The 22,478-nt window shown below is 58.8% G+C and carries 23 protein-coding genes and 1 pseudogene; 11 read left to right on the top strand and 13 right to left on the bottom strand.

Annotated elements, in window-relative coordinates:
• Nucleotides 1-45: 45 nt before the first annotated feature.
• A complete protein-coding gene (locus tag AB4Z25_RS12760) occupies nucleotides 46-345 on the top strand; it encodes a hypothetical protein (protein WP_112540241.1) in 300 nt (99 codons plus the stop codon).
• 83 nt (nucleotides 346-428) lie between these two features.
• Here AB4Z25_RS12760 and glgB read toward each other — a convergent pair whose 3' ends face one another.
• From glgB to AB4Z25_RS12735, 5 genes are all read right to left on the bottom strand, one after another.
• Nucleotides 429-2,636 carry a 1,4-alpha-glucan branching protein GlgB gene (gene glgB, locus AB4Z25_RS12755; RefSeq protein WP_112540239.1) on the bottom strand — a complete coding sequence of 736 codons (2,208 nt, stop codon included), beginning with the start codon at nucleotides 2,634-2,636 and terminating at the stop codon, nucleotides 429-431.
• Nucleotides 2,633-5,929, bottom strand: a complete 3,297-nt coding sequence (gene treS / locus AB4Z25_RS12750; RefSeq protein ID WP_112445385.1) for a maltose alpha-D-glucosyltransferase — start codon at nucleotides 5,927-5,929, stop codon at nucleotides 2,633-2,635. The genes glgB and treS overlap by 4 nt, the downstream gene beginning before the upstream one ends.
• A gap of 1 nt (nucleotide 5,930) precedes the next feature.
• Nucleotides 5,931-9,110 (bottom strand): alpha-1,4-glucan--maltose-1-phosphate maltosyltransferase, encoded by a 3,180-nt coding sequence (locus AB4Z25_RS12745; protein WP_442208139.1) that lies wholly within the window; start codon nucleotides 9,108-9,110, stop codon nucleotides 5,931-5,933.
• 296 nt (nucleotides 9,111-9,406) lie between these two features.
• Nucleotides 9,407-9,772 (bottom strand): response regulator, encoded by a 366-nt coding sequence (locus tag AB4Z25_RS12740; RefSeq protein ID WP_112389387.1) that lies wholly within the window; start codon nucleotides 9,770-9,772, stop codon nucleotides 9,407-9,409.
• Nucleotides 9,769-11,445, bottom strand: a complete 1,677-nt coding sequence (locus AB4Z25_RS12735; RefSeq protein ID WP_442208138.1) for a sensor histidine kinase — start codon at nucleotides 11,443-11,445, stop codon at nucleotides 9,769-9,771. Before AB4Z25_RS12735 ends, AB4Z25_RS12740 begins: the two co-directional genes overlap by 4 nt.
• A gap of 123 nt (nucleotides 11,446-11,568) precedes the next feature.
• On the opposite strand from AB4Z25_RS12735, the gene AB4Z25_RS12730 reads away from it, so the two are divergent.
• The 8 genes from AB4Z25_RS12730 (at nucleotide 11,569) to AB4Z25_RS12695 (ending at nucleotide 15,267) form a co-directional block, all read left to right on the top strand.
• Complete coding sequence (locus AB4Z25_RS12730) at nucleotides 11,569-11,829, top strand: hypothetical protein (protein ID WP_112389389.1); 261 nt, start codon at nucleotides 11,569-11,571, stop codon at nucleotides 11,827-11,829.
• Complete coding sequence (locus AB4Z25_RS12725; protein WP_442208137.1) at nucleotides 11,826-12,200, top strand: GFA family protein; 375 nt, start codon at nucleotides 11,826-11,828, stop codon at nucleotides 12,198-12,200. The genes AB4Z25_RS12730 and AB4Z25_RS12725 overlap by 4 nt, the downstream gene beginning before the upstream one ends.
• A 59-nt stretch (nucleotides 12,201-12,259) precedes the next feature.
• A complete protein-coding gene (locus AB4Z25_RS12720; protein WP_442208341.1) occupies nucleotides 12,260-12,628 on the top strand; it encodes an MFS transporter in 369 nt (122 codons plus the stop codon).
• 404 nt (nucleotides 12,629-13,032) lie between these two features.
• Complete coding sequence (locus AB4Z25_RS12715; RefSeq protein WP_442208136.1) at nucleotides 13,033-13,416, top strand: hypothetical protein; 384 nt, start codon at nucleotides 13,033-13,035, stop codon at nucleotides 13,414-13,416.
• Between the two features lie 189 nt (nucleotides 13,417-13,605).
• Nucleotides 13,606-14,181 (top strand): type 1 glutamine amidotransferase domain-containing protein, encoded by a 576-nt coding sequence (locus tag AB4Z25_RS12710; RefSeq protein WP_112389391.1) that lies wholly within the window; start codon nucleotides 13,606-13,608, stop codon nucleotides 14,179-14,181.
• 27 nt (nucleotides 14,182-14,208) lie between these two features.
• The gene (locus AB4Z25_RS12705; protein ID WP_442208135.1) at nucleotides 14,209-14,406 is read left to right on the top strand and encodes a hypothetical protein; all 198 of its coding nucleotides are present in this window, start codon (nucleotides 14,209-14,211) and stop codon (nucleotides 14,404-14,406) included.
• 165 nt (nucleotides 14,407-14,571) lie between these two features.
• On the top strand, nucleotides 14,572-14,925 hold the full coding sequence (locus AB4Z25_RS12700) for a DUF3140 domain-containing protein (RefSeq protein ID WP_112389393.1): 354 nt from the start codon (nucleotides 14,572-14,574) through the stop codon (nucleotides 14,923-14,925).
• Nucleotides 14,926-14,994: 69 nt separating this feature from the next.
• Nucleotides 14,995-15,267 (top strand): hypothetical protein, encoded by a 273-nt coding sequence (locus AB4Z25_RS12695; RefSeq protein ID WP_112389394.1) that lies wholly within the window; start codon nucleotides 14,995-14,997, stop codon nucleotides 15,265-15,267.
• Nucleotides 15,268-15,286: 19 nt separating this feature from the next.
• Here AB4Z25_RS12695 and AB4Z25_RS12690 read toward each other — a convergent pair whose 3' ends face one another.
• The 7 genes and pseudogenes from AB4Z25_RS12690 to AB4Z25_RS12660 form a co-directional block, all read right to left on the bottom strand.
• Complete coding sequence (locus tag AB4Z25_RS12690; protein WP_112389395.1) at nucleotides 15,287-15,511, bottom strand: DUF2945 domain-containing protein; 225 nt, start codon at nucleotides 15,509-15,511, stop codon at nucleotides 15,287-15,289.
• Between the two features lie 93 nt (nucleotides 15,512-15,604).
• Nucleotides 15,605-15,967 (bottom strand): hypothetical protein, encoded by a 363-nt coding sequence (locus AB4Z25_RS12685; RefSeq protein ID WP_442208134.1) that lies wholly within the window; start codon nucleotides 15,965-15,967, stop codon nucleotides 15,605-15,607.
• Nucleotides 15,957-16,235, bottom strand: a complete 279-nt coding sequence (locus AB4Z25_RS12680; protein WP_112445393.1) for a DUF6894 family protein — start codon at nucleotides 16,233-16,235, stop codon at nucleotides 15,957-15,959. The genes AB4Z25_RS12685 and AB4Z25_RS12680 overlap by 11 nt, the downstream gene beginning before the upstream one ends.
• A gap of 8 nt (nucleotides 16,236-16,243) precedes the next feature.
• Nucleotides 16,244-17,200, bottom strand: a complete 957-nt coding sequence (locus AB4Z25_RS12675; RefSeq protein ID WP_442208340.1) for an SDR family oxidoreductase — start codon at nucleotides 17,198-17,200, stop codon at nucleotides 16,244-16,246.
• A 119-nt stretch (nucleotides 17,201-17,319) separates the two neighbouring features.
• On the bottom strand, nucleotides 17,320-17,934 hold the full coding sequence (locus tag AB4Z25_RS12670; RefSeq protein ID WP_112445397.1) for a general stress protein: 615 nt from the start codon (nucleotides 17,932-17,934) through the stop codon (nucleotides 17,320-17,322).
• A 21-nt stretch (nucleotides 17,935-17,955) separates the two neighbouring features.
• Nucleotides 17,956-18,267, bottom strand: coding sequence for a PepSY domain-containing protein (locus AB4Z25_RS12665; protein WP_112389400.1), 312 nt, complete (start codon nucleotides 18,265-18,267; stop codon nucleotides 17,956-17,958).
• A gap of 442 nt (nucleotides 18,268-18,709) precedes the next feature.
• A pseudogene (locus AB4Z25_RS12660) lies at nucleotides 18,710-18,921 on the bottom strand (hypothetical protein); the annotation flags it as partial.
• Nucleotides 18,922-19,238: 317 nt separating this feature from the next.
• Between AB4Z25_RS12660 and AB4Z25_RS12655 the strand changes: the two are divergent.
• Both AB4Z25_RS12655 and AB4Z25_RS12650 read left to right on the top strand, forming a co-directional pair.
• Entirely contained in the window at nucleotides 19,239-19,931 is a 693-nt protein-coding gene (locus tag AB4Z25_RS12655) for a hypothetical protein (RefSeq protein ID WP_442208133.1), read from the top strand.
• Nucleotides 19,840-21,933, top strand: coding sequence for an HWE histidine kinase domain-containing protein (locus tag AB4Z25_RS12650; protein ID WP_442208132.1), 2,094 nt, complete (start codon nucleotides 19,840-19,842; stop codon nucleotides 21,931-21,933). Before AB4Z25_RS12655 ends, AB4Z25_RS12650 begins: the two co-directional genes overlap by 92 nt.
• 190 nt (nucleotides 21,934-22,123) lie before the next feature.
• Here AB4Z25_RS12650 and AB4Z25_RS12645 read toward each other — a convergent pair whose 3' ends face one another.
• Nucleotides 22,124-22,417, bottom strand: coding sequence for a hypothetical protein (locus AB4Z25_RS12645; RefSeq protein WP_112445402.1), 294 nt, complete (start codon nucleotides 22,415-22,417; stop codon nucleotides 22,124-22,126).
• Between the last annotated feature and the right edge of the window lie 61 nt (nucleotides 22,418-22,478).

Genomic DNA, 22,478 nt, shown 5'->3' with positions numbered 1-22,478 from the left:
CCAGGCTCGCCCCACTCGCTGGGGCGAGCCAATCGCGGAGTGGTTATGAGCTTGCCATCGAAAGAAGACGCGCGTCTGTGCGCGAGTGTTGTCAGGGAGATCGCACGGGCCAAAGGAATAACGGGCGACCCGACCTCCGTCGGAGCGCTGACGGTAGCAGTCGCCAGACTCTTCAATAAGGGTCTGCGGGACCGCGAAACACTTCTGTCAGAGGCAATGACAATCGTCGATGAGCTGATGTCTGATAAGGAACGTGACTCGCTTTCCGGCGTGCTCCGACACATGAACCGAGGTGCCATCGATCGTCTATCGAGCCAGACGATGAGTGAGGACAACCAGCAATAACAGCCAAGCCGGCCACTTAGCACTGCTTCATCCGGTGAACATCATCCCCGTCAGACGTCTCGACGACGTATGCGTCTGCCGCCTTACTCTCGGATGAACATAACCGTGGATAAGGGCGGCAAGTCCGCCTCTATAGAAAACGATCGACCATTCGCGGCATTGGTTTGGGACTGAGCGTCTGAAGTTGCCATGCCGGAGCCACCATATACTGTATCATCGGTGCTGAGGATTCGGCGCCAAAGGCCGTCCAACGGCACGCCTATCCGGTAACGGTGCCGTGGTACCGGGGTAAAGTTTGATACGATGAGGCAGACGGCCTTTTGCTTTTCGTCGTACCGGATCATCGCCAGCACAGAATGTTCAGTATCGTCAGCGACAGCCCACTCGAATCCATCCGAATTCAGGTCTCCGTATTGTAGGGGTGGAAAATAAGAGTACACTCGGTTCAAATCCCTGACCAATCGCTGGAGCCCGCCATGGCGAGGCTCGTCGAGCAGATCCCACTCGACTGAAGTGTCGTGGTTCCACTCGCTCCGCTGTCCGATGTCGCACCCCATGAACAAAAGCTTTTTGCCTGGATGGCCCCACATGAAACCGTAAAGCGCTCTTAGGTTTGCAAGCTTCTGCCAGTCGTCGCCCGGCATCTTCGTCAGCAAGGAACCCTTACCGTGCACCACCTCGTCATGGGAAAACGGTAAGACAAACCTTTCCGTGTAGGCGTAGATCATCCCGAATGTCATAGAGCTGTGATGGTATTTGCGATAGACGGGATCATCCGACATGTAGTTGAGGGTGTCATGCATCCAGCCCATGTTCCACTTCATATCAAAGCCTAGGCCGCCATCTTCGGGCGACGCCGTCACCTTTGGGAACGCCGTTGATTCTTCGGCGATCATCAAGACGTTCGGGTGGCGTTCATGCACGACGCTATTAAGATGCTTGAAAAATTCGATGGCTTCCAGGTTCTCGCGGCCCCCATACCGGTTGGGTATCCATTCCCCTTCTGGCCGGCTATAGTCTCGGTAAAGCATCGAGGCCACGGCGTCGACACGAAGTCCGTCAACATGATACCTGTCCAACCACTCCAAAGCGCTGGCGATCAGGAAGCCTTTCACCTCGGCCCGGCCCAAGTTGTAGATCAGTGTATTCCAGTCGCGGTGATACCCTTCTCGCGGGTCCTCGTGCTCGTACAAAGCCGTTCCGTCGAACCGAGCGAGGCCCCAGACGTCACTGGGGAAGTGAGCTGGAACCCAGTCCAGAATGACGCCGATATCACTATCGTGGCAGCGGTCTACGAAATATCCGAAGTCCTCTGGCGTGCCATACCGTCCTGTCGGCGCAAACAGCCCTAAAGGCTGATATCCCCATGAACCGCCGAACGGATATTCCATGATCGGCAAGAGCTCGACATGGGTGAACCCCATTTCTTTGACGTACGGTATCAGCCGCTGCGAGAGCTCGAACCAGTCGAGTGACCTGCCCCCGTCGGTCATTTCCCGTAGCCACGATCCAGCATGGACCTCGTAAATCGATATCGCACGATCCAAAACGTTTGTGCTTGCGCGTTTCTCCATCCACCGAGCGTCGCGCCACCTGACGGGTTCAGGGGACGCAACGACGGAAGCCGTAGACGGCGCGGCTTCAGCAGCTCGTGCGACTGGATCGGCCTTCTGCGCGAGCACGCTCCCCTGACCATCCAAAATCTCGAACTTGTAGCGCTCTCCAACCGTCAGATCCGGAATAAAGATCTCCCACACGCCAGCCTCGCGCCTCAGGCGCATAGGATGTCGTCGACCGTCCCAGGTGTTGAAGTCACCAACAACCGACACCCGACGGGCATTCGGCGCCCAGACGGCAAAACGGACACCCTCAACGTCTTCGACCCAAATCGGATTCGCGCCGAGCGCCGATGCAAGTTGATAGTGCGTTCCCTGGGAAATCAGATGAAGGTCGAGTTCGCCGAGCAGCGGAGCAAACCGATAGGGATCGTCGGTTTCCTGCGCGCCACCTGGCCAGAGGATTTTCAGCCGGTACTTTGCGCCGCTTTCGACCGAAGCTTCGAAGACTCCAGCCGGGTGCACTCGCGCCGATACCGCGAGAACCGTGCCGCTGAGGCTGTCAAGCAACTCGACGCCGAGCGACCCTGGAAAAAACGTGCGGACCTTCGTCTCGCCGTCGGCTGTTTTATGCGGACCGAGAACGCCGAAAGGGTCCCCGTGCCGGCCCTCGACGATCGCAACCAGTTCATCGGGATCAAGATCCGATGTCATCGCTACTGCTTGCTGTGTCATGCAGGCTCTCCTTGGAGCCGCGACACGATTTCGCCGAAACCAAACAGAGGTATCGGAAGCCACTTCGGCCGGTTGCGGGCCTCGTAGGCGATTTCGTAAGCGGCCTTCTCCAAGAGAAAGATGTCGAGGAGTTCTTGTACCGTCTGGGGATCACTTGGCAGGTTCGACGATCCAGCCAAGGCATGAGTGTAATTTTCAAGAAAAAGTCGTTTGGCGGAAGTGCCGAACCGGACGATAAGTTGGCGCCGGCGTTCATCGTGATGGTCGGAAACAGCGTCGTTCTCGAGCGTCGCGGTTGCCACCAGGTAGTCTAGCGAGCGTAGTAGTCCCGCCGCGTCCCGCAGGGGGCTCGTCTTGGCACGACGCTCCGCGAGATTGCGCGCAGGTTCGCCTTCGAAGTCGATGATGACGGCGTCGCCTTCGGTCACCAAAATCTGACCCAGATGGAAATCGCCGTGGGCGCGCGTAAGAAGCGTCGTCGCAGATTTTTCAGATCGCCGAGCCGCGAGATCTAGGATCTGGTCCCTCTCAGCTAGCAGCGACCGAACGGCATCTTCGAGCGGGCCCTCAATAGTATCAGCGATCTCCTGCAGTTTCGAGAATGCATACGCGATTTCCCCGGTGACCGATCTTTTGATCGTGTCGACGTCCGCCAATCCAGCCCGGCGGGGTGCGAAAGACGGATCTTCGGTCGGCTTGGCTAGCAGCACATGCAGCTCCCCGAGGCGCTGGCCGATCATGGCCACGAAACTGAGAAGTGGCCTTAATTGATCGTCGGCAGCGTCCAGCTCGGCTTCGGTGGTCGCAACCTCGTCGGCAACGCGACGCAGATTGGCGAGCATCCAGTTCCACGCGTCTCCCTGGTTGCGGATAGCGCCTTGCACGACGATAAGTGTTGAGCGGCGCCCTTCTCCGTCGGTGCGAGCGACCTCGCCAAGAAGGGGTGCAGTGTGTTCATATCCCTGCAGGGTTAGATGGCGCGTCATCTCTACTTCGGGATGGATGCCTTCAAAGACGTGCCTAATGAGTTTTATCATTGCGACGTCGCCAACGATGAGAGAACTATTAGACTGCTCGGCTGATAACCACCTGATTTCCATCTCGTCGTTGATATCCAGGCGGTCAAGGAAATCGGTTCCAATATACTCTATGGTCCCGGACCGACCGGTGATCTTAGATCGATTTTTCAGACCCTCGATGATCCCCCGCGCCATGGGCTCGACGGTAAATCCATCCGTCAAGAAACCGACACGCCGCCCTTGCCGAATTCTCGCGAGGGCCAGTTGTTGCCCGAGGATGTTGGGCGTGGTGTCATCCCATTCGATCGCGAGCGGAAGCTGATAGCTTTCGACGTGATCGGGCAAGACTGCCTCGACTTCACCGAGCACGACGCCGTGGGCGAAGGGTATGGAGCTCGCCGAAATCAGTCTCGCCGACTGAAGCGGCTGGTCCTTTGCGCCGAACCATCGCCGTCTCGCCAGGTACGCCGGAAGAATGTCGCCGGCCAGCACGGCTTGATGTGGAGTTTCATCGAAAAGTTCGGTGAGGCTGCGCCGGATCACAACCGTATGAAAATCTGGAAGTTGCTCCGGCGGAGCGGTGCGCCATGCGGGACCGTCCGATTGAGCGTTGAGTTGAAACCAGAAGAATCCGTAGGGTGGCAGCGTCAGAAGATAGGTGAGCTGCCCGATCGGCGGAAAAGGCGACATACCCGTAAGCTCGACAGGCACTCGACCCTCGTAAGCCGAGAGGTCAAGTTCGACGGCTTGAGGGACTCGCGACAGGTTGGCCACGCACAGTATTACCTCGTCGTCATGCTCGCGGATATAGGCCAGAATGCGCCGGTTCTCCGGTGTCAGAAATCGGAGCGATCCTCTGCCGAAAGCGGGATGGCGACTGCGCAAGGCCAGCATTCGGCGCGTCCAGTTCAACAACGAGTGCGCGTCTGAAGTCTGGGATTCGACGTTGAGGGCCTCATAGCCATATTGCGCGTCCGAAACGGGCGGAAGCACCAAGCGCGCAGGATTGGCTTTAGAAAACCCGCCGTTACGATCGGGGGACCACTGCATCGGTGTGCGAACGCCGTCGCGATCTCCGAGATAGATGTTGTCGCCCATTCCGATCTCGTCGCCATAGTACAGCACAGGTGTGCCACGCATCGATAGAAGAAGTGCGTTCATCAGCTCGATCCGCCTACGGTCGCGCTCCATGAGCGGTGCGAGACGGCGCCGGATGCCGAGATTGATACGCGCCCGCTTGTCGGACGCATACGTGTCCCAGAGGTAGTCGCGTTCCGCATCGGTCACCATCTCCAGCGTCAGCTCGTCGTGATTTCGCAGAAAGATCGCCCACTGGCATGTATCAGGAATGTCCGGGGTCTGCCGCATAATGTCTGTGATCGGAAAGCGATCCTCCTTTGCAATTGCCATATACATCCGCGGCATGAGGGGGAAATGAAACGCCATGTGGCACTCGTCTCCATCCCCGAAATATTCGCGGGTATCCTCCGGCCACTGGTTGGCCTCGGCAAGCAGCATGACGCCAGGATGGGTTTCGTCGAGCGCCGCTCGGATCCGCTTCAGGATTGCATGCGTTTCCGGCAGGTTCTCGTTATTCGTCCCTTCACGTTCAACCAGGTAAGGGATTGCGTCCAGACGAAAACCATCGATTCCCGTCTCCAGCCAAAAGCGCATCACAGACAGCAGTTCTTTCATTACGAGTGGATTGTCGAAATTAAGATCGGGCTGGTGCGAGTAGAAGCGATGCCAGTAGTATGCCCCAGCGGTCTGATCCCAAGTCCAATTGGATTTCTCGGTGTCTATGAATATGATGCGGGTCTCGGGGAATTTACGGTCGTTGTCAGACCAGACATAGAAGTCGCGTTCGGGGCTCCCCGGAGCAGACTGCCTCGCCCGTTGAAACCAGGGGTGCTGGTCGGAGGTATGGTTGATGACCAGCTCCATAATCACCCGGATGTTCCGATCGTGGGCTGCTGCAACGAATTTGCGGAAGTCGTCAATCGTGCCGTAATCGGGACTGACGCTGCCATAGTCTGCGATGTCGTAACCGTCGTCGCGCCGCGGTGAAGGAAAGAAGGGCAGCAGCCAGATGGCATTGGCGCCAAGCGCCGCAATGTGATCGAGCTTTTCGAAGAGTCCTTCGAAATCCCCTATCCCATCGCCGTTGGCGTCGTAGAACGACTTAATGTGCAACTGATAAATGATGGCATCCTTGTACCACAGCGTGGAGTCCGCAGTCTCGGTCCGGTTCTCGCTTGTCGACACGGCGTCCATTTCAAATCTCTCCTGTTCTGACGCGCCAGATTGCGAACGGCAAATGCCACGGATCCAGCCGGAGCGTCTGCCACTTGCCCGTAAGCAAGAACCTTCGGCCGCTGACCAGGTCCTCTAAGTCCAGTGTGCCGCCATCGTCTTTTCCAAACTGCCATAACGGGATCTCGACAGTACTTTCCTCGATTCCGTGAGGGTTGAGGCAAATCCCAACGAGCAAAACATTGTGACGGCCGGGCGCCGCCTTCTCAAAAAACATCACATTGGGATTTGAAGAACTGAGGAGTGTAAGACCAAGGTGGGAATGGAGAGCGGAATTGTCGCGCCGAATGCGGTTCAACATCGTGATTTCAGGTTTTATGTTGCCGGGACGGTCATAGTCCCAAGCGCGAATTTCATATTTCTCGCTGTCAGCATATTCCTTGCGCTTGACGTCCGGACGGCCCTCGCAAAGTTCGAAACCGTTATAGACGCCCCAGAGCCCTGACAGCGTCGCAGCCAAGGCAGCGCGGATGGCGAATGCTGGCCGTGGAGCATCCTGGAGAAAGTCCGGATTGATGTCGTGCGTGTTGACAAAGAAGTGCGGCCGAAAGAATTCCTTGGCCTCGGTCTGGGTAATCTCCATCATGTACTGCTCGAGCTCCCACTTGGTGTTGCGCCAAGTGAAATAGGTGTAAGACTGCGAAAAGCCGACCTTGGCCAAGCGGTACATCACCTTCGGTCGCGTAAACGCTTCCGACAGAAACACGACGTCTGGGTGACGAGCGCGGATGTCGCCAATCAACCACTCCCAGAAGGGGAACGGTTTGGTGTGCGGATTGTCCACGCGGAACAGTTTGACGCCCTCGTCCACCCATAGCTGGACAATATCGCGCAGTTCCTCCCAAAGGGCGGGCACCGCGTCTTTGGAATAGAAGTCGACATTGACGATGTCTTCGTACTTCTTAGGCGGGTTTTCGGCGTAGCGGATGGTGCCATCCGGGCGCCATTCGAACCAGCCTGGGTGATCCGTTAGCCAAGGGTGGTCCGGGGATGCTTGGATCGCGAGGTCCAACGCAAGTTCCAATCCATGTTCTCGGGTTGCCTTGGCAAGACGCCTAAACCCTTCGAAGCCACCGAGCTCCGGATGTATTGCATCGTGGCCCCCCTCCGGCGACCCGATTGCGTAAGGGCTGCCGGGATCGCCCGGCTCCGCCCTAAGACTGTTGTTACGACCTTTCCGGTTCGTACTTCCGATCGGATGAATGGGGGGAAAATATAGGACGTCAAATCCCATGTCGCGAATTGCCGGTAGTCGGCTGATGACGTCGTCGAACGTGCCGTGACGCTCGGTGTCACCGCTTTGCGACCGCGGAAAGACCTGGTACCAGCTTGCGAATGCAGCCTGCACTCGTTCAGCGTCAACAAGCGAGGGTGGTGAACGGGTGCGGAATGGACGCTCGTCGGCTTCCGACATCAGTGCCGACAGATGAGAAGACAGAAGCACCTTCGTCTTTTCACTAGGGTCGCTATTTGCCAAGATTTTTAAAATTTCAGTGATTTTTTCTCCGGGGGCCGCCATTCTTTCGCTGGCCTTGCGCAAAAGCGCCTCCCCCTCGATCAATTCGAGCGTGAGATCCAAACCAGCTTCAGCTTTCTTTGAGAGTTCATGGCGATATATGGCAAACGGATTTTTCCAAGCTTCAACGCAAAATTCATAGCGACCGATCCTGTCGAGCCGGAATTGCCCCACCCACCGGTCGTTGTTGTCGAGGATGAGAGGAGATTCCGTCCAGTTGGCATCATCAACGGCACGATACAGAAGAGACGCTGCCAGCCGATCATGGCCATCGGCGAAAATGTCCGCTTTGACGGAAACCGTCTCCCCGACAACGCGCTTTGCGGCAAAACGCCCTTTATCGACTTGCGGCTCGATATTCTCGATTGCGATCCGTTCCGACTCATTAGACGCCGCTCCCGGCGAAGACACGCTCTCGCTGACAATCTCGTCGCCTACGGCCGCATTGAGCAGTTGAAGTTCTCCAGCCGCTAGGAATCTAGGTTCGCTTCCGGGAGCTTGGACAAAAAAAGGCGCTGCGGCCTGTGAGACAATTTCCCAGGGCAAGGGACTGGGCCGGCGAAGGTCTCGGTTGATGACCACGATCCCCACCCGCTCCGCCACGCGAAGGTCATCGTGATCGGCTAAGGTTATGGCGGTTGCTTCCGGAGAAGTCACGTATGCCGTCGGCACCATCGGCCTTGAGGAGGCAATGGCGTCGTTGGCCTCCCGGACTGCTGAGGAAATATCGAATGCTCCGCCAGACCGAAGCATGTCGAAGTCTAGTTCTCCGCCACGCGTCACGTCGAGCGGAAGTACGGCACCAAATTCGAAACCCATCGGAATCATCAACCCGTCTCCGAGAGCGGCGGAGAGCCGGAGGGCACGCAAGGATCTTCGTTCTCGTACCTCGCGACCTTCTGTTCCATGGGCTAATCGTCTAGCGAAAGGCGCTTCTGGAAACGCCACCTGCAGGCCTAGCGCTCGTTGTAAACGGTGTTCTTGGAGAAACCATCCCTCGCGCATGTCCCACCAGGCAAGGGAGGAAAATACGCCATCAAAGCCGCGGCCTTCCAATCTGGCGCGAAAGGCGAAATCGGTACCGGGCGTATAGACGAGCCGCAACGGCCGCTTATGCCCGAAATCGAACCCACCCAGGCGTTGCAAATCTAAATCCCCAAGCCGTTCCAGTCCTAGGAACCGAAAGCCGGCGACGCCGAGTTCGGAAAGCTCCGAAACACGTGCAATGAGAGCTTGGGCGTCTAACGTCGCGCTGTCGGCGTGTCGCCATGGAGCAGATGGTGAGTGACGGGGATCAAGAGCCCCTAACCCAACGCCCCCTTCTGTTCGAAAGGTTGCAATCGGTGCGTCCATCATGAGGCCCAGGCCTCTAGATGCCGCGCTTTCACATAGAAACGATAGGGGGTCATTCAACGAGTTGGGAAGTCTCGACCCGTTATCGATAAAGTTGCGATTTGAACCGTTTACGATCCCACCGCAAAAAAGCGGCGCGGTCATCACTGTGTCAAAATGCAATGAGGCGGCGTGATCTAGGGTTTGCAGCCAGCTATTGGCGTCCGAAAGATCGATGAGGTTCACATAGTAAATCCGAGGTCTCGAAATTGGTAGTTGGCGCGCGGGCATCATAAACGCTGTCTCCAAGGTCGGGCATGGCGGGGCGCAGTACGCCAACCAGAGCCAAAGAAACTTCGAAATATGGCTGTTGTTCCACTCTAAACCGATGTTCCGGCGGTATCGCCCCGAAAGCTAGGTGGCTGTCGCCCGCAGCCTGCAACTCGAATGGATCATTTCTGACCGGGGGCGACACCATATCGATGACCCACAGTTGGATTACGGCAACCTCTGGAGAGACTGCAGCACCACTGCCGACAACGTAAACGTCGGCGTTGAGGCAAGGCAGCCGGGACGGCCTGCACATTCGCCTAGGCGGCCATCCGGACCAGTGTTTCGGCAACCATGCGACTGTCATACGGTTTCGGAATGAAAACGCCGCGCTCCGGAATTTCGTTGCTGCCTGGACGCTGTTTGCCTGAAACGATGAGAATTTCGACGGGCGGCCAGCGGTCGCGAACGGCAGCGGCTAACTTTAAGCCATCCATGGAACCCGGCATGTCGATGTCAGTCCAGAGGATGACGATTGCTGGATCGCTCTCAAGAAGCGCGATCGCTTCATCGGCGTTGCTCGCTTCGATGGCCTCGAAACCAGCGTCTTCGACGACCCCGACCGCCATCATCATCAAGAGAGGCTCGTCTTCCACTACGAGGATTTTGGTGCGACTCGCAGTCATTTTCCCTCCTCGCTTTGAACCCGAGCGTCCGCGGTAGCGAACGGTTCCACCGTGAAACCAACTTCAAACGCCAGGCCTTCGGGCCGGTAATCTGGGTTATAGCGGGCTTTTGCGGCAGCAGGAAACGCTCTTTCGATGAGAATGGATCCAAACCCCTTGCGCGTCGGTGCTGAGACTGGCGGGCCGCCTGTTTCCGTCCAGAGCAGGTAAAGCCGCCCGTCGGCGTAAGTCCATTTGATGGAAACCAGTCCGCCATCGCTGCCAAGGCTTCCGTACTTGGTAGCGTTGGTAGCCAGCTCGTGAATGACGAGCGAAAGCGGAAGCGCCAGGTTTGCAGGCAGGGCAACCTCCGGCCCATCAATTCGGAAGCGCTGGTGATCGTCGCCCCCGTGAGACCGCAGCGCGGTCTCGACCACCTCTCGCACGGTAGAGGCGCTCGCGTCTTTCGACAGAAGGAGATCGTATGTCGATGCCAGAGACGACAGTCGGCTCGCGAACGAATGGTAGGCGTCGGGATCGGCCTTGCTGAAGCTCTGACGGGCAATAGCCTGCACAAGGGTAAAGCCGTTTTTGACACGATGCGCAAGCTCGCGGACCAGAAGCATTCGCTCCTCCTCGGCCCGCTCGTTCTGGACGCGACGACAGTCGAGCTCGTCCAGAAGGGAATCGAGCGCAGCGCCCACGGCGTGCATTTCGTCGGTGGGTTTCATCGAGGTGCGGGCCGTAAGCTCGCCCGAACGCCAGCGATCCATGACCGAGGCGACCGAAACCACTGGCGATATCAAGAACCTGGTCCCCACGAAGAAAGCCGCCAGGAAGGCAACAACAACGCCTCCAACGATCGCAAGGACGTTGATGGTCGTCGCCCGGTTGATGGGGGCGAACGCTTCGCCCTTCGAGAAGCCAGCGCTCACATAGAGGGGACTGCCGCCCGGCGTAATTGGCTGATAGCCAAGGACACGCTCGGTTCCATCCTGGCTCACCACCTCGATCACGCCCGGCTGCACGGCGTGGACCAGCTTTTGAAAATCGTGAGGGATGACAGTTCCAACGAAACGTTCCGGCTGTGGCACGCGCGCGAGGATGGTGCCGCCGCTATCTGCGATCGTGACGGCATTGCCTGGAGCGACCCCGCGCTCGGCGATGCGTTTCTGAAGCCAGTCGAGCTTGACCCCGCTAACAACCACCGCCTTCGTGGTGCCGTCGACGACCACCGGCATCGCCACGGGCAGAACGGCCGTGTCCGACATCCTGCTCTTCGGGTACGTCCCGACGACGAAGTCCTCGCCGGTGACGGCAGCCGTGAAGTAATCACGATCGGAAAACGTCACGCTCGCAGGGGCTTCAACGCTTCCGCATACGGGCCTGCCTTCGAGATCGACGACGAAGATCATCCGGATGTTCGGGACGCTGGATGCAACTGACCTAAGGAACGCGTTGCAGACGGCGGGGTCGAGGTTCCGCACTGCCGGCATGGAGCGCACGGAGATGAGAAGCGAGTGCAGTCCTTCGACGATCCGCTCGACTTCTGAGGACGCCTGCCGGGCCGCCTGCGCAGCTTGTGCGCGCACTTCGTCGTTGCGCTGGCTCCGCATCGCATACTCGTTATATCCGAGCATTGCGACGACCGGAGCAAGCGCGGCGACGGCGACGGCGACAAGCTTCCTTCTCATGAGACTCCCTCTCGATAAGGGTGGTTAGCATGCCGAAAGATTGTTGGCTATCGGGGCGCGGCGAGACGGGCTTGGCCCATGGCCGCGTTGCACTAGATACGGTGTCAAATGGAGGAAAACAGAATGACGAAACTTACATACCATGTCGGTGCGCACGACGGCGGCTACGGTTACAGGCTGGGCGACGTCTGGTCGGAGACTTTCGCCGACCATGACGTGGCGCTGTCCGCTGCGAAGTCGGCCGCGGAACGGCAGCATCTCGAAGGTCGCGACGCTGAGATTTCCTATCAACTTTCGGATGGTCGTTGGCACAGCGAGCACGTCGACGGGGGAGATCGTCCGGATACGGAGGTGGTGGACGACGGAACAGGAGCCCCGAAATGACGACACTGACCGGTTCCTGCAAATGTGGAAACGTCCGAGTTGCCCTGCGTGGCAACCCAGTCAGGATCGGCATCTGTCACTGCACCGACTGCCGACAGGAGAGCGGTTCGGCCTTCACGTTTTTCGCAGTGTGGCCGGCTGCTGAATTCGAATCCCAGGGCGAAACGCGCGAGTTCGCTGGACGGCGCTTTTGTCCGAACTGCGGTTCCAGGTTGTTCTCGGCGAACGAGGACGAGGCCGAGATCAAGCTCGGCATCCTCACCGAGGCGCCCACACCACTCGCACCGACGTACGAATTATGGATAAAACGGCGGGAGAAATGGCTACGGCCCATCGAAGGAGCGGAGCAGTATCTCGAAGATCGGACATGAGATCCGATAAGCGGGACTGAAACTCATCCCGGTCTTGGAGCCTGGTTTTCTTGCAGGGAATGAATGCGCGCATCTCTATCCGCTCTCTGTTTCGAAGCTATTTCGGTGTCGTCGGGCCGCTGATTTCGAATGAACTCGGACTCGCGCCTGTTGAATTCGGTTGGCTTGCGTCTGCGTTTTTTGGATCGTTCGCGGTGCTACAAATTCCTGTCGGCATCGCCTTCGATCGCTGGGGCATGCGGTTACCGATGACCTTGATGATGATCACGGGCGCTGCAGGTTCAGCACTTTTGCGGCTTCATCCGATTTCTGGTCCGCCTCCGCTGGTCAGGTTGCGATCGGAATTGGATGTGCGCCGATCGGCGTTTTCTACTATCTCGGACGACTTCATTCACCAGACAAAGCCGCCCGCCTTGCGGCCACGGTGAGTTCTGTAGGTTCCGGGGGAGCGCTGCTCTCAGCGTCTCCGTTATCATGGTTCACGGCAGAGTGCGGGCGGCGCGCTGCATGCTGGCGGCCTCGATGATGATGCTGGGCTGCGCCTTCTCAGTCGCGGCAACCCTACGACAGACAGGCTCGTCGTTAAACGCTGTTCAGGTAAGCGCCGCTAGCTCGTGGAGGTTGTCCCACCTCCTCTATCTTGTACCTATCTGCTTCACGCCCTCGCTCGGAGGCAATTTTCGAAAACGCTTGGGCTGGACCGTACCTTACCGACGTATTCGGGCGCGACACCGATGTCGGCGCAGTACTGACCGGGGTGAGCATATTGGAGTTGCGACTTCGCTCGCATTGCCATTCGTGCTACTCAAATGGCATGCATGGTCGGACACTCGTGACCGCCACCTATGTCATCGGCCTTCTAAGAGCGGTTCTTCTCGCCCTCTCACCGGGATCAAGCGTGTTTGCGGCATCCGCAGGGTTGGCTCTGCTCTACGCCGTGGGCAACATTCATTCGGTGGCGATGACCGAGGCTCAGGCATTGCTCCCGGATCGAATGAGAGGCATCGGACTTGGCGCGCTCAACACGCTCGTCTTTCTTGGCGTGTCGGCTTCATCCGCCATCTTTGGCGCGCTCGCCGAACTTCGTCTCAGCGTCGCCTGGACGTATGGCCTGATCTTCGGAACAACGGCGATGGCCCTGGAAATCGCGCTTGGAATCTACGTGACCTGTCATCCGAAGGCTGTGGGGCAAAAGGCGACGCCCTCGTTGGATTGAAAGCGACTTTCCGATTGCCGCCAACGCTCGTTGATGCCGGTGCCACTGGCAGCGATACGCGCTGAGCGCAGTGGCCGGTGCCACGATCCAACCAAAAATCACTGATCTCGAGCTGGGAACTTCGACTTCCAAAATGGGTTTTCTAGCGGTGACCTCACGGTCGAAATCTCAACAACTAGGAAGACAACGATGACTCTCGAAGGTAAGAAGATCGCGATCCTCATCGCACCCCGCGGCACCGAAGAGCCCGAGTTCAAGAAGCCCAAGGACGCGGTCGAAGCCGCTGGCGCGACGGTTACCGTCGTCGGCATCGAGGCTGGAGAAGCCAAGACAAACAACAGCGACCTTGACCCCGGTAGCTCCTATACGGTCGACAAGAAGGTGACGGATGTCGCCGCAAGCGACTTCGACGGCCTCATCATTCCAGGCGGATGCGTCGGCGCGGATAAGCTGCGAGCCGATGCCGACACCGTGTCGTTCGTCCGTTCGTTCTTTAAGCAAGCGAAGCCCGTCGGTGTCATCTGCCACGGTCCGTGGCTGTTGGTGGAAGCAGACGTCCTGAAAGGTCGTACCGTGACGTCCTACTCGTCGATCCGGAAAGATATCGAAAACGCGGGTGGAACGTGGGTGGACAAGGAGGTTGTCACCGACAAAGGACTCGTTACGAGCCGCAAGCCAGACGACCTGCCCGCGTTCTGCGCGAAAATCGTTGAGGAGTTCGCGGAGGGAAAGCATCCCGAGCAGGCTCGTAGCGCCGTAGCGTAACCTGAGCCCAATTGGCGAGGACATTCAATGTCAGGGATCATCGAAGGCTTCGAACAACGCCATTTTCGAGGTGATGGCATCGGCATCGACACGCTCGTTGGGGGCAGCGGACCGCCGCTGCTCCTTTCTCCACGGCTGACCGCAAACAAGAATGTGCTGGACGGCCGTGGCACCGAAACGACCGATATGTTCACTGTCGTCGTGCCCGACCTTCGAGGCGGTTAAGAATGCGCCGCGTCCTTGAACGCGGAACGAAGGGATCGTGCGTCGCCGCGTTTCGGCGAGATGTCCGTTGAGATCTCTCTCCTCACCACAGGTATTACGCGCGAAACTTTCCGCGATAACCGGCGTTCGTCGTCGTACGTGTGTGCAGCATTTCAGGAGGATCAAATGACAAAAGACAGCGACATCGACACCAATCAGGTCCTGGCTGATTTCGCCGAAGCGGTGAACATGTCGTCATCGGAGCTGGAGAAGTGGCTGCGCACGGAGGAGAGCCTCGTCAACGGGTGGAAGGCGGACGGCCGCAAGGAGTCGATCGATCATCACTCCGGACGACGTATCGTCGATATCAAGCACAAGAAGAGGGCAGATCTGACGGACGAGGACTATGAGCATATGCGAAAAGTCGTAGGCTACGTGCACAGACATCTCGCCCAAGGCGGACCGAAGGTGGACAAGGAGCGTTCGGCGTGGCGCTACTCGCTAATGAACTGGGGGCACGATCCCTTGAAGGAGCGGTAGGAAAAAGCCTAAACCCCGCCGGAACTCCCGGGCACGCTCGCCGTTAATCGTAAAATCAAAGGAGCCACCATGACCTACGTCGCATCCCCAAGCCATTCCGCCGACGATCCCGCCCGGATCGAAGATCTGAAGCAATGCCTGGAAACGGCACGGAGGCACTTGAACGAAACTTCGAGCGCGTCCGATGAGGACAAGGCGGCCGAATTGTTGACATCGGCGGTCGATGCCGGCTGGGAAGAGGCTGAAGTTCGCTCAGCGGTCTCCAGTGCTGCGAGCGAGCGAAAAGATAACGACGTGTTTCTGACGCCGACTCTCGGGATCGTTCCGTCGTCGTCCATGTGAAGCGTGCGGTCAGCTTGGTTTAGGGTTTCGAACTATCGCCAGTCTTGGTCAGGCTACCTGGCTTGTGAGCTGCCCGCTTGGCAGTCTTTTCGCTTTCGACGATGTATTCGGGATTGGATCGCGACGCCTTGACATCGTGACCCTTGATCTTGGTTGGCGTCGTCTGTTTCTTCACGACCTTGCCTTTGGTTTTCCCTTGACTGGTGTCCCAGGTGACTTTGTCGCCCTTCTTGAGGTCGCTCATCGATTTCTCCGTTCGGTTGTTCGTTCGGGCAAATTCGAATGCTTGGGGCGAGACCACTCGCCCCAGAGTTTGCGGTGTTTTGGCGATCCCGATCTATTTAATTTTCTCGGTTCCGGCTGGCGTCGTCACCTGTGTCGGGCCGCTGCCACTGCCACTCGGAGTCGGAGAACGATCGGTCGCTTCGGGCGGACGGCTGCTGCCGTCGGCTGCGTTGTTGTCGAACGTTCCGGCGCCGGACGGCTGTGCGTTGATCTGATCGGCCTTCGTCGAAGCCGTGGGCTCGGCGTCTCGATCGATACTCTCGCCCCAAATCTCGACCCCGCCCCAGGCGAGCAGTGCGAGCAAGATGCCACAAACGAGAACGATGAAGACCGGCTTCCCGAAGCTGCCCTGGCGTGCTTCGATGGCGGTTTCGGTGACCTTGGGCGATTCGGTGTCGTTACTTCTAGTGACCATGTTCGGTCTCCTCGGTTATTGGATCTGCAGTTGCGGTCTTGTCGATTTCCTCGAGAACAAGCCTGATCTCCCGGACCGGTTTTCGTTCTTCGTTGAAGACCTCGACGGACAGCATTTTGTATTCACTGGTCGGAAGCCCATCGGCTGCCATTTCGGACAGCGCCGTGCGCGCTTCCTCGATCGCAGCTTCCGCAGTGTCGAAGTCGTACAGCATCTCCGCAGGACGGACGCCTTCGTGGTCAAGCAGTTGAAAGTAGAACTTCGCCATCTCCAACCTCAGTAGCCGCCGACGATGGGGAGGATTTCGCCGGTGATGTAGCTGGACATCTGTGGCGATGCGAGGAAGACGTAGGCGGGCGCAATCTCCTCAGGCTGAGCGGCGCGTTTCATCGGCGTCTGACTGCCAAACTTCGTCACGTCGTCGGCCTGCTTGTCAGAAGGATTCAACGGCGTCCAGACCGGTCCGGGCGCGACGGCGTTGACGCGGATGCCCTTCGGGACGAGCTGGCTGGACAGGGCCTTGGTAAAAGCGTGAATGCCGCCCTTCGTCATCGAATAGTCGAGCAGCTCCTTAGAGCCTTCCAATCCGGTGACCGATCCGGTGTTGATGATCGCCGACCCGTTGGAGAGGTGAGGAATTGCGGCCTTGGCCATATAGAAATAGCCGTACAGGTTGGTCTTCAGTGTTTCGTCGAAATGCTCGTCGGTAAGATCCTCGATTTCGGCGGTATGGACCTGGAAAGCGGCGTTGTTGACGAGGATGTCGAGACGAGAGAACTGCTTGGCAGTCTGGGCTACAGCGTCACGGCAGAACTTGGGGTCTTTCACATCGCCCTTGATAACCAAGCAGTGGCGGCCTTCCTTCTCAACCACGGCTTTGGTGTTTGCCGCATCCTCGTTCTCGTCGAGATGGACTATGGCGACGTCGGCGCCCTCGCGTGCGAACAGAATCGCGACCGAGCGGCCAATGCCCGAATCTCCACCGGTGATGAGTGCGACCTTGTCCTTCAGCTTTCCCGACCCCTTGTAGAACGGCGCATCGTAAAGCGGCATGAGCGGTAGGTCAGCCTCGGAGCCAGGCTTCTTCTGATGCACTTTCGGGAAAGGCGGTTCCGGGTATTTCCGCGCACCCGCCTGCATCGCGCCGCTAGGCGTCGATTTTGACTTTTCGTCGGCCTTCGCGACCTGGTCTTGGATATCGCGCTGCTTTGCTGCGGTGGCTTTCGATGACATCTCGGTCTCCTTTCGATCGTGAGAGGACAACGTCGGCGACGCGAAAAAGTCCCGCCGACCCAAATCAAAAAAGGCCCCGCAGCGACTGCGAGGCCTCCGATGGTTTCCTATAGAACAAATTACAGACGGTTGACGCGATAACGGTCGCGCTCGGCGGCGATCTGCTCGATTGTGTAGGGATCGGCGGTCTCGTCGAAACGTGTCCAACCCTGCTCGGCATAACGTGCCCGACGCTCTGCGACGTTTACCCGCGGCGATCTGTTGAGGATCGCGTCTACGGACGTGCGACGGTCGTCTTCCACACGCGCCGTCACGACAGAGCCGCCGCGACGAATGCTTTCAGCATAGAAGTTGGCATCTTCTTCCGGCACACCGGATTCGACCATCGCGCCGACGATCCCGCCGACGGCGCCGCCAGCAACGGCACCAGCGACTGCGCCAGCCGCCGTGGCCGCGAGCCAGCCCGCAGCAACGACGGGACCAACGCCTGGAATGGCAAGGAGGCCAAGGCCGGTCAGCAGACCGCCCGCGCCGCCAGCCAGAGCGCCGAGGCCTGCACCGGCGCCGGCACCTTCGCCTGCCCGGTTGCCTTGCCCTTCGACATTGACGTCGCCATTAGCCTTGTTGGTGACTATGCTGATGTCGTCCGACGGGACGCCCGCATCTTCGAGCGCTTTCACGGCCGCCTTTGCATCGTCGTAACTGTCATACAGTCCTGTGATTGTGGTCTTCATGGGGATTTCTCCGTTATATTTTTACTTGGCAAGCGTGACGTTGCCCTGGAAGTCCAGGGAGACGTTGGCGGACTTGCCGTCCTTGGAAGCGGTGGCGCGCCAAACGCCCTGATCGTCGAGCTTCAGACCGGATACGTCGGTGTAGCCGGCCTCTTCGATGCGGGACTCAGCCTGAGTTTCGGTGAAGCTGTTCTTACCCGCGACAGGTGCACCGGGATTTTGCTCGGTATTGACCGCTGGCGTCGTCTGCGAGGTGGTCGGCGTTTGGCTCTGGGCAAAAGCCGCTGAGGCGACAAGCGCGAGGCTCGCGGTCAGAAGGATAATTTTCTTCATGGGTGTTTCCTCTTGGTTTGTGGATCGAAAACACGCGGAAAACCTAGAGGTTCCAATCATTTATTTGTGACGGAGAGCGTTGCAACCGGTCGCGTCTACTCTATGAAGGGATGGCGCCGTACTCGGGCAGTTTGAAGTCGTCCGCGCCGGATAAGAACAGCTTGGTCACGAGCTGCTTAATGCCCGGCGTGTCAGAGACGCGCAGAACGCCTCGCTGCGAGGCGACGCCCAGCAAGGTCTGTGGCTGCAGTCGGAGCGAATTTCGGGACGTTCTGTCCCTTTTCCACATAGGGCCGCATAATTTCCTCGTACCGTTCCAGTGCTTCCTGAAGGTAGGATGAGCGAGACAATTCGCCGGCCAGAGCATAGACGCCGACAAGGTGTGCCATCGCTCAGTGGCTCGATACTCGCAACGCCAGATCAATTCGATTGACCGTGGGTGCTGGCTGGCTTCGATATCAATAGAGATCTCGACGACGCCCGCGAGTGGCGCCTCATCGCGCGTGCTGCCGTCGTACGACGCGTCGCCGCGTAAGGCCTTCGACCCGGACGTGTTCGCCGCTGAAGCCGCTGCACCGGATGTTCTATTGCGAGGTCTACAGCTTCGCGCGTGTCGAAATTGGCGCGGATGGTTACGGTGCTGTCATCGGCCATGATTGCCTCCCAACGGACGATGGAGGACCCGCGAGGGGACGGCGGCGGCGGGCGAGGCGCAGCACCCCCCGACGAGCGGGGGTGCTGTAGTTTGATTATGGCGAAGCTCGCAGAGCGCGAAGTTGTTGCGTACCGCGGCCATCTAGTGAAACGCCCAGACCGGCGTGCATTGGTCAACACCCCCCAAACAAATAGCGAAAGCGTCGTCGGACCTGGAGGATCTACCGATCGCGACGGGACTGACCAAGGCGGAGATTGGTCGCTGTCGATCCGAATCTGTTGCTGGCGTTCATCCGGCCGTTAAGACGCCGCTCTTCTTGATCAGCATCTTCGATAATCCAATATCAGTAACCAATCGTATAACTCTTCATCAGCAGTTGCTGGTCGCCGGACGCTATGGCAGACAGGCATTCCCACCCGAGAAAGCAGGATGTCCGCCATTGAGTTATGATAGGTCCAAAGTCGATTTGAGCAATTGCGATCGGGAACCCATCCATATTCCGGGCAGCATCCAGCCTCACGGAGCAATGATCGTCCTGAACGAGCAAGGGATGGTTTCGTTCGTCTCGAAGAATATCGACGAATTTCTGGGCGATACCAATCGCGACTATGTCGGCGCGGAGCTTGCCGATCTGGTCGGTACGACCGTCTCCCATGACATCGCAAACGCCGTCGCTCGGGCCGGGGCTGGCCAGATCGCAGGCGTCGTGCTCAAGGCGAAGCTCTCGGAAGGCGCGAGCGTCGCCGACATCACAGCCCACCGATACGAGGGCCGGACGTTCCTCGAGCTTGAGCGGCCCGCCTCTCCGGAGGACACGGAAGTGGCGCTCCATCTGACGCAATCGTTGATCCGACGGGTGGACGGCTACCGGGAGTTCGACCCGCTATTCAAATCAGTCGCGCGGCTGGGTCCGCGCGATGCTCGGCTACGACCGCGTGATGGTCTACCGGTTCCTGCACAACGGGGCCGGTCGGGTGGTCGCGGAGGCGAAAGACGCTTCTCTGGGTAGCTTTCTGGGCCAGCACTTCCCGGTATCCGACATCCCGGTGCAGGCGCGCAAGCTTTACGTCAAGAACTGGATCCGTGTGATCGGCGACGCATCGTTCGTCCCCGTGCCGCTCCTTCCGAAGATCGCCGAAGGCGATCCGGCAGTCGACCTCTCGTTCGCCCATCTTCGAAGCGTCTCCCCCATCCACTGCGAATATCTACGAAATATGGGCGTCGCCGCCTCGATGTCGATCTCGATCGTGGTAGACGGCCAGCTCTGGGGCCTCATCGCTTGCCACCATAACACGCCAAAATGGCTCTCCATCCCGCTGCGCGTGGCGACCGAACTGTTCGCACAGTACTTCTCGCTGCATGTGGCCGCCATCGAGCACCGCGAACAGCAGGCGTCCGCCGCGGCGACGCGCAGTCGTCTCGATGCGATCATCGCAGGCGTCGATCACGCCGACCCGGTCGAGGTTACGCTTCGCAGAAGGCTTCGAGAATTCTCTTCTCTGATCGCCAGCGACGGGGCGGGCCTATGGTCGCGTGGTGAGTGGGCGTCGTATGGCGTTTCCCCATCGGAGACGGCGATACCGCATCTGATGGAAATCATCGGCAAGAAGGCGGGCCGGAACATCTGGGACACGCAGGACCTCCAGTCCGAGACCGGTGACGTCGAAGAGTACGGTACGCGCATCGCAGGGGTGCTAGCGATTCCGATTTCAGTCTCTTCGCCGGATTTCCTGGTGTTCTTCCGAAGCGAGGAGGCCCATCAAGTCGAGTGGGCAGGGGAACCGCGAAAGAAAGAGGAGCTCACCGAGAACGGCGTCAGGCTATCGCCGCGCGGCAGCTTCGATACCTGGAGGGAAGACGTCAGGCACAAATCGCTCCCGTGGTCGAAGGCAGACGTCGTCGTGGCCGAATCCATCAGGGGATATGTCCGCGACGTGATGCTGTCGCACAACGACGCCACCGAGGAGCAGCGCGAACGGACCGAGAGCCAGCGAAAGCTGTTGAATTCGGAGCTGAACCACCGCGTGAAGAACATCCTCGCGCTGGTGAAGTCGATAGCGACGCAGACCGGGGCGAACTCCCAGTCGGTCGACGAATATGCCAAGTCGTTCGAAGGGCGGCTCCGGGCGCTCTCGTTCGCTCACGACCAGTCCTTCGGTAGCCGGGACGGCGGCGAACTCAGGGGCCTGATCGAGGCCGAGGCGGATATGCATCGGTTTGCAAAACTGCCGGATCGCATCCAGATTTCGGGAGATCACATCGGCTTGACCGAACGGGCGTTCGGCGTCTTCGCTCTGCTTCTGCACGAGATGATGACCAACGCCGCGAAGTACGGCAGTCTTTCCGTTCCGTCAGGAAAGCTGGAGATATCCTGGACGATCGCCGAAAATGGCGACTGCCATCTTTCCTGGAAGGAAAGCGGCGGCCCAGAGGTCGTCGTGCCGACACGCCGCGGTTTCGGTTCGAACTTGATCGAGAAGACCGTTTCGCACGACCTTGGGGGAAGCATCGACCTCGACTTCGCTCCTGCCGGCCTCGAGGCCAGAATCATGATCCCCGGCGAGCACCTACGCGAGGTCGTGGAAAACTTGCAGCCCGGCAGCCCAGCCATCGCGGAAGCCGCGTTCAAGCCGTTGGACCGAATGAGCGTCCTGCTCGTCGAGGATCAGTCGCTGATCGCGATGGACACCGAGGAACTGCTGAGGTCGATCGGTGCCGAAGAGGTTTCGATCGCGGCCAATGTCGCCACCGCCTTGAAAATCCTTACCGAGGGATCGCCCGACTGTGCGGTTCTCGATCTCAATCTTGGATCTTCCACATCCGAGGAGGTCGCGAAGGAGCTCGAGAAGCGTGGCATTCCATACGTCTTCGCGACAGGCTACCGCGACGGCGTCCATATCCCGGCAGACTTCGCAACTATTCCCGTGGTTCGAAAGCCCGTATCGCAGGCAGCGTTGTCGAGTGCGGTCGGGACAGCGCTAGGCATAGGGCCGACGAGACCGGGCCGCTAAAGCATCCCCAATCTTGCCAAGTGTCGCGGCCGCCTTATCGACGCGGCGAACTCCATCGTGGAGATCGTGTGCGGTCAGGCACGAACTGGGTACGCGGCGTTTTGACCACAGATGTACTGGCACTGGTGTGAAGGCGATGTCGACAAGGTCGGTGCGATTTTGTCGCGGCCTTTTCTCATTGCGCTCTACCTCATATCAATTTTAAGAATAAGACAGGGACCGTCCGGCGTTCCGCGTCACCTTCCTCCGCTCCCCGTTTGCCGAAGGACTCAGCAAGCGCCTTTTCCAACAGTTCATCGCGAAGCCCCGCACATGCGAACATCGCTACCGGCGAAATCCGTTGGGCGTGGAAGTCGCCGCCTCGTCTGGTTACCAGGAACACCGCACCACGACGATGCATGTTGTTCCAATCACTCTTCGTGAAACGCAGATCGGTCGCCAGCGCAAGATCGGCCTTCCGCCGTTCTTGAGCCGATCCAGTCATATGTCCGCGGGGCGCGTCGCGCCGGCGTTCACACAGATGACGTCGGCGGCACCAAATTCCA

The sequence above is a fragment of the Rhizobium sp. RAF36 genome (genome assembly GCF_052114105.1).
In the GTDB taxonomy this organism is placed as follows: domain Bacteria; phylum Pseudomonadota; class Alphaproteobacteria; order Rhizobiales; family Rhizobiaceae; genus Rhizobium.
Note: the sequence above shows the minus strand (reverse complement) of the source record. Positions and strands in the feature narration are given on the sequence as shown.